Annotated in this window: 14 protein-coding genes; 3 read left to right on the top strand and 11 right to left on the bottom strand. The window is 66.4% G+C overall.

Features of this window, described 5'->3' with window-relative positions:
• Positions 1 to 2: 2 nt before the first annotated feature.
• The 5 genes from QM806_RS33080 to QM806_RS33060 form a co-directional block, all read right to left on the bottom strand.
• Positions 3 to 1,445 carry an aldehyde dehydrogenase family protein gene (locus QM806_RS33080; RefSeq protein ID WP_283294125.1) on the bottom strand — a complete coding sequence of 481 codons (1,443 nt, stop codon included), beginning with the start codon at positions 1,443 to 1,445 and terminating at the stop codon, positions 3 to 5.
• Positions 1,442 to 2,680: an NAD(P)/FAD-dependent oxidoreductase gene (locus tag QM806_RS33075; RefSeq protein WP_265146947.1), complete on the bottom strand. Its 1,239-nt coding sequence runs from the start codon at positions 2,678 to 2,680 to the stop codon at positions 1,442 to 1,444. Before QM806_RS33075 ends, QM806_RS33080 begins: the two co-directional genes overlap by 4 nt.
• A gap of 16 nt (positions 2,681 to 2,696) precedes the next feature.
• Complete coding sequence (locus QM806_RS33070) at positions 2,697 to 3,053, bottom strand: Rieske (2Fe-2S) protein (protein WP_283294123.1); 357 nt, start codon at positions 3,051 to 3,053, stop codon at positions 2,697 to 2,699.
• Positions 3,054 to 3,121: 68 nt separating this feature from the next.
• Entirely contained in the window at positions 3,122 to 3,841 is a 720-nt protein-coding gene (locus QM806_RS33065; RefSeq protein ID WP_005245024.1) for an iron-containing redox enzyme family protein, read from the bottom strand.
• 152 nt (positions 3,842 to 3,993) lie between these two features.
• Positions 3,994 to 4,440, bottom strand: a complete 447-nt coding sequence (locus tag QM806_RS33060) for a GlcG/HbpS family heme-binding protein (protein ID WP_005262083.1) — start codon at positions 4,438 to 4,440, stop codon at positions 3,994 to 3,996.
• A gap of 180 nt (positions 4,441 to 4,620) precedes the next feature.
• On the opposite strand from QM806_RS33060, the gene QM806_RS33055 reads away from it, so the two are divergent.
• Positions 4,621 to 6,312 (top strand): PucR family transcriptional regulator, encoded by a 1,692-nt coding sequence (locus tag QM806_RS33055; RefSeq protein WP_005262082.1) that lies wholly within the window; start codon positions 4,621 to 4,623, stop codon positions 6,310 to 6,312.
• 3 nt (positions 6,313 to 6,315) lie between these two features.
• Here QM806_RS33055 and QM806_RS33050 read toward each other — a convergent pair whose 3' ends face one another.
• A complete protein-coding gene (locus tag QM806_RS33050) occupies positions 6,316 to 7,698 on the bottom strand; it encodes an MFS transporter (protein ID WP_005262081.1) in 1,383 nt (460 codons plus the stop codon).
• 315 nt (positions 7,699 to 8,013) lie between these two features.
• Here QM806_RS33050 and QM806_RS33045 point away from each other — a divergent pair, with 315 nt between their 5' ends.
• Positions 8,014 to 9,585 (top strand): hypothetical protein, encoded by a 1,572-nt coding sequence (locus QM806_RS33045; protein WP_283294120.1) that lies wholly within the window; start codon positions 8,014 to 8,016, stop codon positions 9,583 to 9,585.
• Positions 9,586 to 9,624: 39 nt separating this feature from the next.
• Here QM806_RS33045 and QM806_RS33040 read toward each other — a convergent pair whose 3' ends face one another.
• Positions 9,625 to 10,485: a LysR family transcriptional regulator gene (locus tag QM806_RS33040; protein ID WP_005262079.1), complete on the bottom strand. Its 861-nt coding sequence runs from the start codon at positions 10,483 to 10,485 to the stop codon at positions 9,625 to 9,627.
• A gap of 83 nt (positions 10,486 to 10,568) precedes the next feature.
• Between QM806_RS33040 and QM806_RS33035 the strand changes: the two genes are divergently transcribed.
• Complete coding sequence (locus tag QM806_RS33035; protein WP_265146946.1) at positions 10,569 to 11,573, top strand: bile acid:sodium symporter family protein; 1,005 nt, start codon at positions 10,569 to 10,571, stop codon at positions 11,571 to 11,573.
• A gap of 7 nt (positions 11,574 to 11,580) precedes the next feature.
• Here the strand turns inward: QM806_RS33035 and ehuA are convergent, their stop codons facing one another.
• The 4 genes from ehuA to ehuB are packed head-to-tail and all read right to left on the bottom strand — an operon-like array spanning position 11,581 to position 14,641.
• Positions 11,581 to 12,342: an ectoine/hydroxyectoine ABC transporter ATP-binding protein EhuA gene (ehuA, locus tag QM806_RS33030; RefSeq protein ID WP_005262077.1), complete on the bottom strand. Its 762-nt coding sequence runs from the start codon at positions 12,340 to 12,342 to the stop codon at positions 11,581 to 11,583.
• A 19-nt stretch (positions 12,343 to 12,361) separates the two neighbouring features.
• Positions 12,362 to 13,006, bottom strand: coding sequence for an ectoine/hydroxyectoine ABC transporter permease subunit EhuD (gene ehuD / locus QM806_RS33025; RefSeq protein ID WP_005262076.1), 645 nt, complete (start codon positions 13,004 to 13,006; stop codon positions 12,362 to 12,364).
• Positions 13,003 to 13,734 carry an ectoine/hydroxyectoine ABC transporter permease subunit EhuC gene (gene ehuC / locus QM806_RS33020; protein WP_005569255.1) on the bottom strand — a complete coding sequence of 244 codons (732 nt, stop codon included), beginning with the start codon at positions 13,732 to 13,734 and terminating at the stop codon, positions 13,003 to 13,005. Before ehuC ends, ehuD begins: the two co-directional genes overlap by 4 nt.
• Positions 13,735 to 13,756: 22 nt before the next feature.
• Positions 13,757 to 14,641 carry an ectoine/hydroxyectoine ABC transporter substrate-binding protein EhuB gene (gene ehuB / locus QM806_RS33015; protein ID WP_037206073.1) on the bottom strand — a complete coding sequence of 295 codons (885 nt, stop codon included), beginning with the start codon at positions 14,639 to 14,641 and terminating at the stop codon, positions 13,757 to 13,759.
• Positions 14,642 to 14,870 lie beyond the last annotated feature (229 nt).

Raw genomic sequence — 14,870 nt, 5'->3', positions numbered from 1 at the left:
TCTCAGACCGAAGGGCTGAGGTAGACGGTCTTTTCGGCTTGATAGAACTGCATCATCGACTCGCCCGCCTGTTCCTTGTGGGTTTGCGTGCTCGACGCCTTGTAACCACCGAACGGCGCGTTCATGCTCATGCCGGTGGTGGGCTGATTGATCTTCACCAGACCCGATTCGGAACGGCCCGCGAACGCGAGTGCCTTGGTCACGTCGTTGGTGACGATTCCCGCGCTGAGCCCGAATTCGGTGTCGTTCGCGAGTGCGACCGCCTCGTCGAAGCCGGAGGCCCGCAGGAAGACCAGCAGTGGCCCGAACACTTCTTCCGTGACCACCCGCATGTCGGGGCTGCCACCGGCGAACACGGTCGGGACGGCGAAATAACCGTTCCCACTGTCGAGACTTACTCCGCCACAGATCAGTTCGGCGCCTTCGTCGCGGCCGATCTGCACGTACTCGAGGAACTTCGAGAGCTGTCCCGCGCCCGCGAGAGCCCCCATGCCCACACCCGGGTCTGCGCCCGGGCCGACGGTGATCCCTTCGGCGAGTTCCACCACGCGGTCCAGCAACCGGTCGTGGATCGCGTCCACCGCGATCACCCGGCTGGTGCCCGTGCACGCCTGCCCGGACAAGCCGAAGGCGCCCTTGACGATCAGTGCGGCCGCCTTGTCCACGTCGGCGTCGCCCAGGACCACCACAGGGTTCTTGCCGCCCATCTCGAGCTGACTGCGGCGAGACGGACCCACTGCCGCATGGATCGCACGGCCCACGTGAGTGGATCCCGTGAACGTCACGGCATCGACGCGTTCGTCCGCCGCGACCGCGGCACCGGCACGACCGGAACCCTGGACCAGGGCGAGGGCACCGGCCGGAAGTCCCCCGGCCAGCAGCGCCTCGACCAGTCGCTGTCCCATCAGCGGCGTGAGTTCGGACGGTTTGAACACCACGACGTTTCCTGCGGCCAGCGCCGGTCCGAGTTTGCGCGACGGAATGTTGAGCGGGAAGTTCCAGGGGGTGATCGCCCCGACGATTCCGACGGGTTCGCGCAGGGTGATGACGAGTCCCTCACCCGGGGTGGGGTATGTACTGCCGGTGGTGCGGAGCGCTTCACCGGCGTAGAAGCGCAGGTTCATCGGTGTGCGGCCGACTTCCATGGTCGCCTCGGCCAGGGTCTTGCCCTCCTCGCGGACGAGTTCGTCGACGAGTTCGCCTGCCCGCGCCTCGAGGTGTGCGGCCGCGGCCTCCAGGATCGCCGCGCGGCGTTCCGGGGGCGTCGCGGCCCACTGCGGCGCCACCTTGGCCAGCGCGCTGACGGCGGCATCCACGTCCGCCTCGGTCGAATCCGGGAACACGCCGATCACGTCGTCGTGATCCGCGGGATTGCGCCGCTCGAACGTCGCTCCGGAAGACGACGGGACCCACTGCCCGTCAATGAGATTGAGTCCCTCGATCATGACACCGTCACCAATTCCTCGTCGTCGTCCATCAGGTCGAACAGGTCGACGTCCTGATCCGCCAACCGGCCCGGCGCGATCGACCGGCCGATCAGTTCTCTGGCGGCGCTGATCTCGTCGCCGCGGTCGAGTGCGAAGGCGCCGCGCACGACCCCGCTGTCCAGATAGAAGGCGGTGAACTCGCCGTCGTCGGCGCTGCCGCGGAAGACCAGGTCGGTGTAGCGGGCGGTGCCGGTGAACTGGATGTTCTTGCCGAACTGGTCGGACCAGAACCAGTGCGCGGGGTCCACCACCCCGACGCGTCCGAGCATGAGGTTCGCGGTCGCCGCCCCCTGCTTGCTCGCGTTGTCGAAGTGTTCGACGCGAACATGCCTGCCTGCCGCGTCGGAGAATCGCGCTGCCACGTCGCCGGCGGCGTAGACGTGTGGAATCGATGTCCGCCCCTGTGCATCCACGAGGATCCCGCCGTCGACGGCCAGTCCGGAGGCCTGTGCGACCTCGACGTTGGGGACGATCCCGATGCCCACCACCACGACGTCGGCCTGAAGCACCTCGCCGCCCTGGAGGGCGATGAGCACGCCGTCCGGCCGGGTCGTCACGGTGTCGACCCGCACGCCGGCGCGGACGGTGACTCCGTTCTCCCGGTGCAATCGCGTGCAGACGTCGCCCATCTCGGCTCCGAGGATTCGAGCGAGTGGCACCGCGTCCGCCTCGAGAACGGTCACCTCGGCTCCCAGAGCCTGTGCAGTGGCGGCAATTTCGAGCCCGACGAAGCCTCCGCCGATCAGGACCAGGCCGATGCCGGGACGAAGGTGGGCGGCGAGCCGTTCGGCGTCGTCGATCGTCCTCAGGTAGTGCACCCGTTCGGACGCAGGCCCGTTCACCGGCATCGTGCGCGGTCTGCCGCCGGTCGCGACGAGCACGGCATCGGCCGCGATGCTCCGCCCGTCGGACAGGTCGACCGATCCGCCGCTCGGGTCGATCCGGGTCACCGTCGTGCCGGTGAGGAGTTCGACGTTCTGTTTCTCTCGCCACGCGTCGGGAAGCAGCATCAACGACTCGCGATCCTCCTGCCCGGCAAGGAATTCCTTGGACAGTGGTGGGCGCTGATACGGCGCGTGCGGCTCGTCGCCGACGAGGACGATCCTGCCGTCGAACCCTCGGCGCCGCAGGGTGCGCGCCGCGACGGCAGCGGTCTGACCGGCGCCGATGGTGACGATGGTGTTCAACGTCATGGGGTCACTCGCTCTCTCAGTCGACTTCGGCGGGCGAAGTCGCGGTCTCGGCGTAATTGGGGCTGCGGGTGAGATCCACGTAGACGACGTCGTCCTCGACCGTCACCGCGTAGGTCGGCTGGCACAGGTCCTGGTCTTCCTCGTAGCCGGTGTCGAGGTCGAACGCCCACTGGTGGCCCGGGCAGATGACCCGCCCGTGCAGCAGGGTGCCTTTCGCCAGTGATCGATCCTGATGGATGCACAGATCACGAAAGGCGTAGATCCGGTCGTCGGCCTGGAACAGGGCGACCGCGGTGTCCCCGACCTCGACGCGAAGCTTCCGGCGGCGGCCGAGCTCACGCAGGGTGACCAGCCGGGTCCAGTTCGTCTCCATCGTTCTCTCCTGTCGGGCGAGTTGCCTGCGTCCGGAGGGGCCCGGTGCGGGCCCCTCCCTTCGCACGGTCAGGCGGTCGCGAGCTCGAGGTCGGTCGCCACGTACGTGTCGTAGAGTCCCTTCGTGTACGAGAAGCGCATCTCGGCTCCCCACTGCACGAGTTGCAGGCAACGCTGCTGCAGTTGCGGGGTATCCGCGTGGTCGAGCACGATCTGGTATCCACGCTCACCGTGCACGACGTCCGACGTGATGTGCAGGTCGAAGAATTCGATCTCGTCCTCGGTGAACCCGTACACCTCACGCAGAGGGATGATCTGCTTCTTGTAGATGCTCGGTACCTGCGACTCGAGTCCGACGACGAGCGCGGCGGTGGCCACGACGAAGTGCTCACGCTGCGAGACCGCGTAGCACCAGGACTGCAGACCACGGGTGATCGCGTTCATGTTCGACGGATCCTCGACACGTTCCTTCGTGGTGCCGCACGCCTCGGCGAACTTGATGAGGAGGTCGGTGTGCCGGATGTCGGCCAGTTCCTCCTCGTACATGTTCTGGAGGGTGAAATCCTTTGCATTGGTGAAGGTGTCGGGGGTGTTCGAGTAGATGTTCGCGAGGTAGTCGGCGAAGGGGCCGACGTAGTGGTAGTGGTTCTCCGCCCACCGCGCGAAATGGTGCTTCTCGAGCTTGCCCTCGGCCCACGCCTTGCTGAACGAGGCGTTCTTCGCCTCGCGGCCCTTGATGGCGTTCTCCAGAGCTGCGCGGAAATCGTCCCTGCCTAGAAGTTCGGTCATGATGTGCCTCGTCTTCCTCGAGTATGAGAATGGTTGGGGATGCTCCGACTGGAGTGAATTCGACGTTATCGACTCACGGCCTGCCCGACCACGGTCGAAGTGACTGCGTTGGAAGGGTTTCGATGTGCACGTTGTCGGCACATCGTGTCCATTCAGCTGGGTACTGCGGCGAGGGCTTCGAACTCGGCCAGCATCGCCGCTCCGACTGCCTTGTCCTGCTTGCCGTTTCCGCCGCTGATGCCTATGCCGCCGACGATCTGGCCGTCGAAGACGAGGGGAAATCCGCCGACGAACACCGCGAACTTGCCCGGCAGCATCTGGCTGATGCCGAATGCCTCGTTCCCGGGCAATGCCGGACCGTCGGGAGCCTCGTTGAACAGGTGCGTTGCCCGTTCGTGGCCGGCAGCGGTGAACGCTTTGGCGATCGCGATGTCGACGCCGGTGAGGCGCGCTCCCGGCAGTCGGTGCAGGGCGAGCACGTTGCCGCCGTCGTCGCAGACGCACAGGGTCTGCTTGACGCCGATTTCCTCGGCCTTCGCGCGTCCCGCGGCGAGCAGTGGGAGTGCGTCGTCGAGGGTGATTCGGTGAACCTGATGCATTGTCTTCTCCGTTGCGTATTCGGGAGGAAGTGATGCACCGATTTCTATCACCGGCATCACCGGCGGAACCATGGTCAAAATATCCGGCAATCTCGGCGAAATCAGGGCATAGTGCATAGGCAGTGCAGGCGCGCGCTCCGCCATACTGCACTTTTCGATGCCACCCGAGGAGGGTCCGTAGTGGACGACACCACGACACCGAACGCGGAGGACGAACGACTGTCGTTACGCGGCCTCCTGGAAGAGCCCCTGCTCGCGTCGGCCCGGCTGCTGTCCGGCACGGACGCCCCGAGCGGCCCGGTGACGTGGTGCCTGCCGTGGGGTGAGGTGATGAGCCGGCCCGATTCCCTCGCCGAGGTCGCTGTGTACACCCGGCCGGAAACCCTGTCCGCGCACGGACGTGAACTCGAATCGCTGGTGGCACGGGGAGCCGGGGTCCTTCTCGTCGACGGGTCGGCGCCCGCGGGCACGGTCTGGCCGACCGGACTCACGGTCGTGGAGCTGGGATTTCCCGTCGGTTTCACCGCACTCAACCGGCTTCTCGCCGAGCGCGCACTCACCCAGGAAGCGCACGTGATGCGCTATGCCCTCACGGTGCACCAGTCGCTCGCAGGGTTGCTGCACCGCGGAGCGGGCCTGCCGATGCTGATCCGCGAGGTGGCGACGCTGACCTCGGACGTCGCCGTCGCCCTGGACGTCCGGGGGCGGCTCCTCGCCCACGCGGGCCTCCCGGACACCGAGGACACGGGCACCGTCGCCCTGCTGGAGGCTCTCGCGGACGCCCTGCCGCGGCTCGAGGAATCACCACCGGCACGGATGCACAACGTTCACGTGCTCCGCCTGGAGCATCCGGACGGACTGTTCGCGCCCACGACGGCAGTCGCCGGGGCCATGCAGCTGGCCGGCCGCTACGAGGGCTGGATCGTGGTCGTCGTGCCCGGGGCGAACCCCCGCAGGCACGACATCGCACAGCACCGGGTGGTCGTCGAACAGGCCGGGACGATCATCGGCACCGAGATGCTCCGGCAGCGGAGCGTGGACGAGGCCGAGGAGCGGGCCCGCGGCGACTTCGTCCAGGCTCTGGTGCACGGCAACTTCGCCAACGACCACGACCTGCGCACCCGGGCCGCGCTGCACGAGATCGATCTGGACCTGCACTACATCGTGTTCGTCGCGCCCGGCCTCGTCGACCGGGCGTCGGGACGGCCCGGCGCGAGCATGGTCCGGCTGGCACGGTACGCCGCCGGCGTCCTCCCACGTCCGGGCGTACGTTCCCACGTCACCGTCATCGGCGACGTGCTCGTGGTGATCCGCTCGTTGACTTCCGTCGACACACCCGGCGTCGAATCCGAGATCAGCGAGTACGCGCACGCCATGTCGCTCGATCTCGAAACCCGTTTGGGTCAGCGGATCCCGGTGGCCCACGGACGTCCCGCGGCGGGCGCCCGCGATATCGGGGAAAGCTACCGCGAAGCCCGCATCACTCTGGGCATCGCCCAGCGGCTCGGGCTGTCCGGTTCGGTGGCGTACAACGACCTGCGCGGGTTCAGTGTGCTCGCCCGCGCGACCGACACCGACGAGAGCCGACGGCTCATCCGTGACGTTCTCGGCCCCCTCCGGGCGTCGAGTTCGCAGGCCGACACCGAGGAGTTGCTGTTCGCCTACCTCGAGGAGGGCGGCAACATCAACGCGGCCGCGCGGCGTCTCCGGATCCACCGGAACACGATGATCGCCAAGCTCGATCGCACGTCACGGCTCATCGGCATGGACATCCGGGAACCCGAGAACCAGTTCACGCTGTGGCTGGCTCTCCGTCTCGATCTGCTCTCCCAGGTGCAGGACACCGTCAACCACGAGATCGTGACCCGCTAGCCCTCAGACGGCCCCCGGGTTCTCGCCTGCGAACGTCCCGGCCAGTCCGGCGAGCACGACGAGTGCCGCCACGGCGAACAGCAGTCCGTACGGATCGGCCGCCAGGTGCGCGGCCACGCCCACCCAGGCGGCGCCCACCGCCGAGCCACCGAAGCGGATGAGGTTGAACAGTCCCAGACCGGTTCCGACGGCCCCCGCGGGCGATCGGGTCGAACCGGCCGCGGCGGGCGTCTGGACCATGCCGATCCCCACTCCGGCGACGACGAGCACGGCGCCGACGGCGATCGGGTTCCGGACATCGGCGGACAACGTGATCGCCAGTGCGACTTGACTACTGATCAACACCACCAGGCCGGACCGCATCACCACCCGGGCCCCGATCCTGTCGACGAGACGCCCGACGACCGGCGCCACGCACGTCATGACGACCGGCAGCACGAAGAGCATCAGCCCCGCCTGTGTGGTGGAACTGCCCGAGCCCGTCAGGTAGAGCGGAAGCGCAAGCAACAGCGCGCCCAGCGCGAACATCTGGGTGAAGGCGGCGAGAGCGCTACGCAGGAACCGCGATTCGATCACCAGGTCGATGGGCACGAACGGGTTCGCCGCCCGCCGGCAATGGACCACGAACCCCGCCGCGACGACGGCTCCGCCGCCGATCGTCGCGATGCTGACCCAGACGGGAACCTGCTCCATCGAGACGGTCGTGAGGCCGAGGATCAGCAGGACCGCTCCGAGCGTGACGGTGAACGCCCCGATCACGTCGAGCCGCATCTTCTTGCCTGGGTAGCGCGGGATGTAGCGGAGGGTTGCGGCGAACCCGATCAGCGCGACCGGCACCAGTGGCACGAAAGCCCACCGCCAGCCCCACCAGTCGCTGACAATTCCGCCCATCGACGGACCGACGGCCTGACCGATCCCGTTCACCGCCGCCCAGGCGCCGACGGCGCGCGCCCGCCGCGCGGGCCCGAACAGCCACGCGATCAGGCCCATGACCGCAGGCGCGAACGCGGCCGCGGCGATCCCGCCGAGCGACCGCCAGATCACGAGCACGGGCAGGGAGGGCGCGAGCGCCGCGCCGAGCGAACAGACCGCGGTTCCCAGCAGTGCGGCGCAGTACACGCGTCGGCGACCGAACCGGTCCCCGATCCACCCGGCCAGCGGCATTGTCGCCGCGAAGGTGAGGAGGAATCCGACGACGACGAAGATGCCGCTGCCGAGGCCGGCATCGAAGTCCGTGAGGATCGCGTTCAACGGGACGTTGACGATGTTGTTGCTGACCGTGCCGACGAACGTTCCGGCGAGCAGCGCCGCCAGCGCGGGCGACGTGCCGGGTCCGCGTTCGTCCCCCGCGGTTGCACTCTGAGCCTGACCGACCGCCGTGTTCATAGAGTCCACTTTCATCCGAGAATTCGCGTTCCGGCGTTGCCAGTTCTCGCCGGAAACCCTTGCCGCACTCCGCCCACCCAAATTTGGTTAGGCAAACCTAATTATGAACACGGGATTCCGTGAAATGGCCTCTGCCGAGCATTCCTTTACTTGCGCGTGACAACAAGCAATCCCGGCGAAAAATGCCGGGCACAATGCACAAATACGCTGGTTATCGATGTGCACTCTGGACGTTGACCCTGGAAAACGCCCCGCGCAGTATCACTGCACTGTGACTAGTGCCACTAGTCTGTACCTATTTCGAAGGGGCGCACCGTGGATGTAAGTCTCACCGCCGCACATTGGGTGTATCTCGGAGGAATCATCGTCATCCTCGGGACGATGCTCATGCGGAAGAACATCGTCGTCCCCGCCGTCATCGGCACGTTCCTGACCGCCTTCGTGTTCTCCGACAGCCTCGTCACCGGTCTCGCGTCGATTTTCAACGCGAGCCTCGTCGCCGCCCGCGAGCTGTTCAACATCTTCCTGATCATCTCGTTGGTGACGGCGATGCTCGGCGCCCTCCGGCAGATGGGAGCCGACCGGTTGATGGTCGCCCCGTTCCGGCGCGTCATGCGCGGCGGCACCAGCAGCTTCATCGTCCTGGCCGTCGTCACCTACGCGATCTCGCTGTTCTTCTGGCCCACCCCCGCGGTTCCGTTGATCGGAGCCGTCCTCATCCCCGTCGCCATCCGCGCCGGCCTTCCCCCGATGGCGGTCGGCATGGCGATCGCGATCTGCGGGCAGGGCATGGCGCTGTCGTCCGACTACATCATCAAGGTGGCGCCGGGTCTGTCGGCGAAGTCGGCGGGAGTCGATCCGGACGTCGTCGCGGACCGCGCCCTGGTGATGTCCCTGATCGTCGGTCTCACCGCGCTCCTCATCGCCTACTTCACGCAGCGCAGGCACATGCGCCGCCCCGCACCGGAACTGCTCACCGACTGGGAGTCACGCGCGGAGAGCGACTTCGGCAAGCCAGGCGGCGACGCCCCCGAGGGCGGTGCGACCCCCACCGGCGGCGCGATCGATCGCGCACCGGCCGAAGCGGCGACGAGTGCCGCTCTCCCGACGACGACGGCCGTCCTCGCCGAACCCGTCACGGCTTCCGCCCGGCAGGTCATCGACGACACGTTCAAGAGCATCCGTGCCGCAAAGACTTTCGCAGTACTCGTGCCCACCGCGTACCTGGCATTCATCGTCTACCTCATGGTCGGCAAGTTCACCGATCTGGTGCCCGACCTCAAGGGCGGCGACGCGGCGGCGATGGTCGGCGGCATCGCCGCGCTCATCCTGTTCGCCGCGGCCGCGACCAACGACAAGAAGGGATTCCTCGAGACGACGTCCGAGCATCTGATCGACGGCCTGGTCTTCGCGTTCAAGGCCATGGGCATCGTGATCCCGATCGCCGGATTCTTCTTCATCGGCAACGGTGACTTCTCCGCCGCCATTCTGGGACTTCCCGCGGACGCGACCGGTCCGACGCTGCTCTTCGACCTGGTGAACGCCGCGCAGTCCCACCTGCCGCAGAACGTGTTCGTCACGTCGTTCGGCATTCTCGCCATCGGAATGATCGCGGGCCTCGAGGGCTCCGGATTCACCGGGCTGCCGCTCACCGGTTCACTCGCGGGCGCGCTCGGGCCCGCCGTCGGGATGGATCCGGCAACCCTGGCGGCGATCGGTCAGATGGGGAACATCTGGTCCGGCGGCGGAACGCTCGTCGCCTGGTCGTCGTTGATCGCGGTGGCCGGCTTCGCCCGTGTGCCCGTCCTCGAACTCGCCCGGAAGTGTTTCGTGCCCGTGGTGTCCGGCCTGGTGCTGTCCACCGCGCTGTCCGTGCTCATCTTCTGACGGCTCGACGGCCTCGGTGGGGCGGTTACCCCGCCGAGGTCACGCGCGCAGTCGATCCGCATTCTCGAGGATGGCGGCACGCAGCGCCTGCTCCGGTTCGCTGAGAACACTCCGGCGGGCCTCCAGCACGAATTCGACGTCGACGTCGGGCCCCCATTCGTCGCGCGAGCGCATCCGCACCGGCGCCAGCCCCGCCGGCGGCAGCGTCTCGGCATGGAATACGACGCCGAGACCCGCAAGACAGGCAGCCCGCAACCCGTTCAAACTGTCCGTCACACAGGCCACCCGCGCGCCGCGCCCGGATTTCTCCAGGACGTCGAGCGCCGCTTCCCTCGTGATCGACGGCGGCGGATACGTCACCAGCGGCACCGGCCCCTCTGCATCCGGAACGAAGTCGGGTGCCGCGAAGAACGCCAGCCGGTCGGTCCACACCAGTTCGCCGTGCCGGTCTCCTCTGCGACGCTTCCCGAAGACCAGGTCCAGCCGGCCTTCGTGCAGTTGCCGGAACAACACTTCGCTCAAGGCCACCGTGAGTTCGAGATCCACCAGCGGATGGCTGCGACGGAACTCGCCCAGAATCCGAGGAAGCTCGTGCAGAACCAGATCTTCGGACGCCCCGAACCGGACGCGTCCTCGCAGACCGGATTGCGTGAAGTAGCGCTCGGCGTCCGAGTGCCGCTCGAGTATCGACGTCGCGAAACCCACCATCACCGTGCCGTCCGCGGTCAGCTCGACCGAATGCGTGTCCCGCAGAAACAGGCGGCGCCCGGCTGCCAGCTCCAGCTTTCCGACGTGCTGGCTGACCGTCGACTGCCGCAGGTTCAGTCGCCGGGCCGCGGCGGTGAAACTCCGGGTGCGCGCGACCGCGAGAAAGCTCCGCAGATGAACCGGATCGAACATCACCCATTGTTATCACGGTTCGGCATTACAGTAAACGCGACTATCGCCTTTCGAAATATCCGCGTGTTCCATACGGTCGAACCATGCTGACAAAGATCCCGCTGCTCAGAAGACTCGATCCGTTCATTCTCGGCATCCTGATCACCGTCGGGATCGCCAGCCTGATCCCCGCGGACGGCACGGCCCTGACCGCGTTCACCTGGGCCACGAAGGTGGCCGTCGGAATTCTGTTCTTCCTCTACGGCGCCCGACTCTCCACGCAGGAGGCGCTGCACGGCCTGCGTCACTGGCGTCTGCACGTCACCATCCTCGCGGCGACGTTCGTGATCTTCCCGCTACTCGGAATCGCTGCGCGCGTGCTGGTCCCGACGATCCTGACCCAACCGCTGTACCTGGGCCTCCTCTACGTCTGCCTGCTGCCGTCGACCGTCCAGTCGTCGATCGCCTTCGTATCGATCGCCCGAGGCAACGTGCCCGGCGCCATCGTCAGCGCCTCGTTCTCCAACATCCTCGGTATCTTCGTCACCCCGCTCCTCGTGGCATTGCTGATGACGAGTGAGGGGGCAGGCTTCGACGCGTCCTCCGCGACCGGCATCCTCGTCATGCTCCTGCTCCCGTTCATCGCCGGCCAGGCAGTGCGGCGGTGGATCGGCCCCTGGGTGAAGAAGCACGGCGCACCGCTCAAGCTCGTCGACCGGGGTTCGATCCTGCTGGTCGTCTACGTCGCATTCAGTGAGGGAATGAACGAGGGAATCTGGGGCACGTTGTCCGTCGGCCGACTCCTGGCTCTGCTCGCGGTGTGCGCGGTGCTGCTCGCGATCGTCCTGTCCGTCACCTGGTTCGGGTCGAAGCGACTCGGTTTCGACCGGGCCGATCAGATCACGATCACGTTCTGCGGGTCGAAGAAGAGCCTCGCCACCGGTCTTCCGATGGCCACCGTCCTCTTCGCGAGCCAGCCGATCGGCCTGATCGTGCTGCCGCTCATGCTGTTCCACCAACTGCAGTTGCTGGTGTGCGCGTGGATGGCGGGCCGGCTGGCCCGACGCGCCACAGCCGAGGAGACGGAACTCGCGACCAGTTCGAGCTAGCCGGGAATCAGTCGGCCAGCACGGCCTTCAGGAAGGTCTTGGTGCGCTCGTTCTTGGGCGCGGTGAAGATCGTCGCCGGGTCGCCTTCCTCCACGATCCGTCCGGCGTCGAACATCATCACCCGGTTCGACACGTCCCGCGCGAACTGCATCTCGTGCGTGACGATCAGCATGGTGATGTCGGTGGTGCGCGCGACGTTCCTCAGCACGTCGAGGACGTCCGCCACCAATTCCGGATCCAGTGCCGACGTGACCTCGTCGAGCAGCAGAATGTCAGGGTCCATGGCCAGTGCCCTCGCGATCGCGACCCGCTGCTGCTGGCCACCGGACAGTTGCGTCGGATGCGCGGTCTCCTTGTCCGAGAGCCCGACCGTCTCCAGCAACTCGCGAGCCCGCTGCACGGCCGCGGCCTTGTCGAGTCCGAGAACGTGGATCGGCGCTTCGGTGATGTTCTCGATCACGTTCATGTTGGGGAACAGGTTGAACTGCTGGAAGACCATGCCGATCCGGCGTCGGATCCGGCGCACGTACTTCTCCGACGCCGGCACGAGTTTGCTTCCCTTCTCCTCGTGCGTCAACGGTGTCCCGTCCACCCAGATGACGCCGTCGTTCACCTTCTCGAGGGTCATGAGCAGCCGCAGGATCGTCGTCTTCCCCGATCCGCTCGGACCGATCAGGGTCACCCGGTCGCCACGCGCGACCTGGAAATCCAGGTGGTCGAGCACGACGTGGTCGCCGAACTGCTTCACGACGTCGTCGAATCGGATCATCGGGGTTGCTGCGCTCGCGTCATCGGGCAAGACGTCTCTCCAATCGCCGTATGAGCAGGGACGTCGGGTAGCTGGCGACGAGAAAGATCACACCCGCCAGGGTCAACGGTTCGAGGTACTGGAAATGCCGGGCGCCGAACTGCTGCGCGGCCGTCACCATCTCCACCACGGTGATGGCGAACAGGAACGGGGTGTCCTTGAACATCGACACCGCGTAGTTGCCCAGCGCGGGGACGACGCGACGGATGGCCTGCGGCAGGATGATCGCCCGCCACGTCCGAGTGGGCGCGATCGACAGCGCCCGCGCGGCCTCCCACTGGCCGACGGGCACCGCTTCGATACCCGCCCGGTACACCTCGGCCATATACGTCGAATAGTGGATTCCGAGTACGACGACACCGATCTGCAGCGGCGACAGTCCCGTGAACGTGTAGTACACGAACAGCAGTTGCACGACGAGCGGCGTCAGCCGGATGAATTCACTGATCGCGCGGACCGGGACACTCACCCATCGCGGCGCGGCCTGCCGGATCAATGCGATGACGAGACCCAGAACGACAGAGATCAGGAATCCGAGAACGGTGGCGATGAGGGTGATCTTGAAACCCTCGAGCAGCACGGGCAGAGCCTCGAACGCTCGGTCCCAACTCCACTGGACGCTCATTGCTTCGCGGCCTCCAGTCCCCGTGGATCGGTGGGCGCGAGGCTGAAGATCTCCCGTAGGGACGGTCCCGTGCCGAGGCGATTCTTCGCCCGCACCTCCAGCGCGTTCATCACCAGTGTCAGCACGTAGCCGATGACGAAGTAGATGACGAGTCCGACGCCGAACGCGAAGAGCGTATTTCCGGTCGTCTGACGGAGTTGGTCGATCTCGAAGGTCAAGTCCTGCAGAAGGATATAGCTCGCGAGCGCCGTGCCCTTGAGGAGTTGGATCAGGAGATTGGTCAACGGAGGAATCATCTCCGCCCAGGCCTGTGGGAAGACCACCCGGCGCAGCCGCTGCCAGTGACTGAAGTCCAGCGCCGTCGCCGCCTCCCATTGCGATTGCGGCACCGAGTTGATCGCGCCGCGCACCACCTCGGCTCCGTAGGCGCCGTAATTCAGCCCGAGCGCGAGGATCCCGCAGAGCACCGGGTCGATGAGATAACCGAACAGCGGAACCACGTAGAACAACCAGAAGAGCTGCACCAACAACGAAGTGCCCCGGAAGAATTCGATGAAGGCGCGAGCCGATCCCCTGATCACGATGTTGTGCGCACGCGCAGCCAGTCCGAGCGCGAGCGCGAGGACGAACGCGAGGAGGGCGCCTCCCGCAGTCAGTTGGAGCGTGACGACGATGCCTTCCTGGATGCTCGGCCACGCATCCAGGAAGGCATCGATATTCTCGTTCACAGGCAGCAGACCTCTACGACGATCAGCCTGCCCCGCCGCAGAGTTTGGCGGTGGTCAGGTTCGGATCGGGCAGTTCCTCCGCGGTGAATCCGAACGGTCCGACGATGGACAGGTACTTGTCCTTGTCGGAGGTGATCTTGGCCAGCTCGGCGTTGTAGGCGTCGCGCAACTCGGTGTCCTCCTTACGGAAGACCGTGCCGCCGGCACCGACCTGGGGGACCCCGTCGATCTCGGCGACGAAGGAGCTGGTCACGTCGACCGGGGCCTGCGGGTTGTTTTTCGCCAGCCAGTTCAGCGAGATCCCGGTGAGCGCAAAGACATCGGCTCGCCCGTTGGCGACGGCGTCCATTCCATCCTGCGGCGACGCCACCTGCATTGCATCGATTCCGAGCTGCTGCGCATAGTCCGATTCGATCGCCCCGGTCATCGCGGCCATCCGCACCCCGCTCTGCTGCACCGACTGCATGTCGGTGAGGTTCGCGGGATTGCCCTTGGGCACCATCAGCGCGGTGGTGTAGTTGAACTCGGGCTCGCTGAACGCCGCCTGCTCGCACCGCTGCGGCAGGATCGACATACCCGCGCTGACGACGTCGAACCGGCGGGCCTGCAGTCCGGGTATGAGCGCTCCGAAGTCGGTGCTCACGCCCTCGACGTTGTCAATGCCCAGGTTCTTGAAGATTTCGCGGTGCAGGGCCACGGTGGCGCCGGTCAACTGGCCGTCCTGCTCGAAGCTGTACGGCGCCTCGCCGGCGAAGCCGACGGTGACCGTTCCGCTGTCCTGCAGTTGCTGGAGGAGCGATCCGCCGCTGGTCGTGTCGGTCTTCGTGCACCCCGCCAGGGAGCCGGCAGCCACCATCATGCCTGCGAAGGCGACAGCCGCTCTGACCGCCGGACGTTGTTTCGACATCGTGCTCGTCACCACAGATTCCCTTCGTCACCTCGGGTGATCCGGGAGGACGCGCACCGCACGGCACGACCCCAACGGATCTGCCCGGGCCACGTTACGCAGGCGAAGGACCTACCATAGGGGAACCGGGGGGACGTTACCGCAGCGTTATCAAATGGCGGTCGGCGAATGTCTCCGGGAATGCCGAAAGCCCCCCAACATGGTTGGGGGGCTTTCGGTAACGGATGTT

It is taken from the genome of Rhodococcus sp. IEGM 1351, assembly GCF_030056875.1.
GTDB classification, from domain to species: Bacteria; Actinomycetota; Actinomycetes; order Mycobacteriales; family Mycobacteriaceae; genus Rhodococcus_F; species Rhodococcus_F opacus.
The sequence above is the reverse complement of the archived record's forward strand: the minus strand, read 5'-3'. Positions and strand labels throughout refer to the sequence as shown.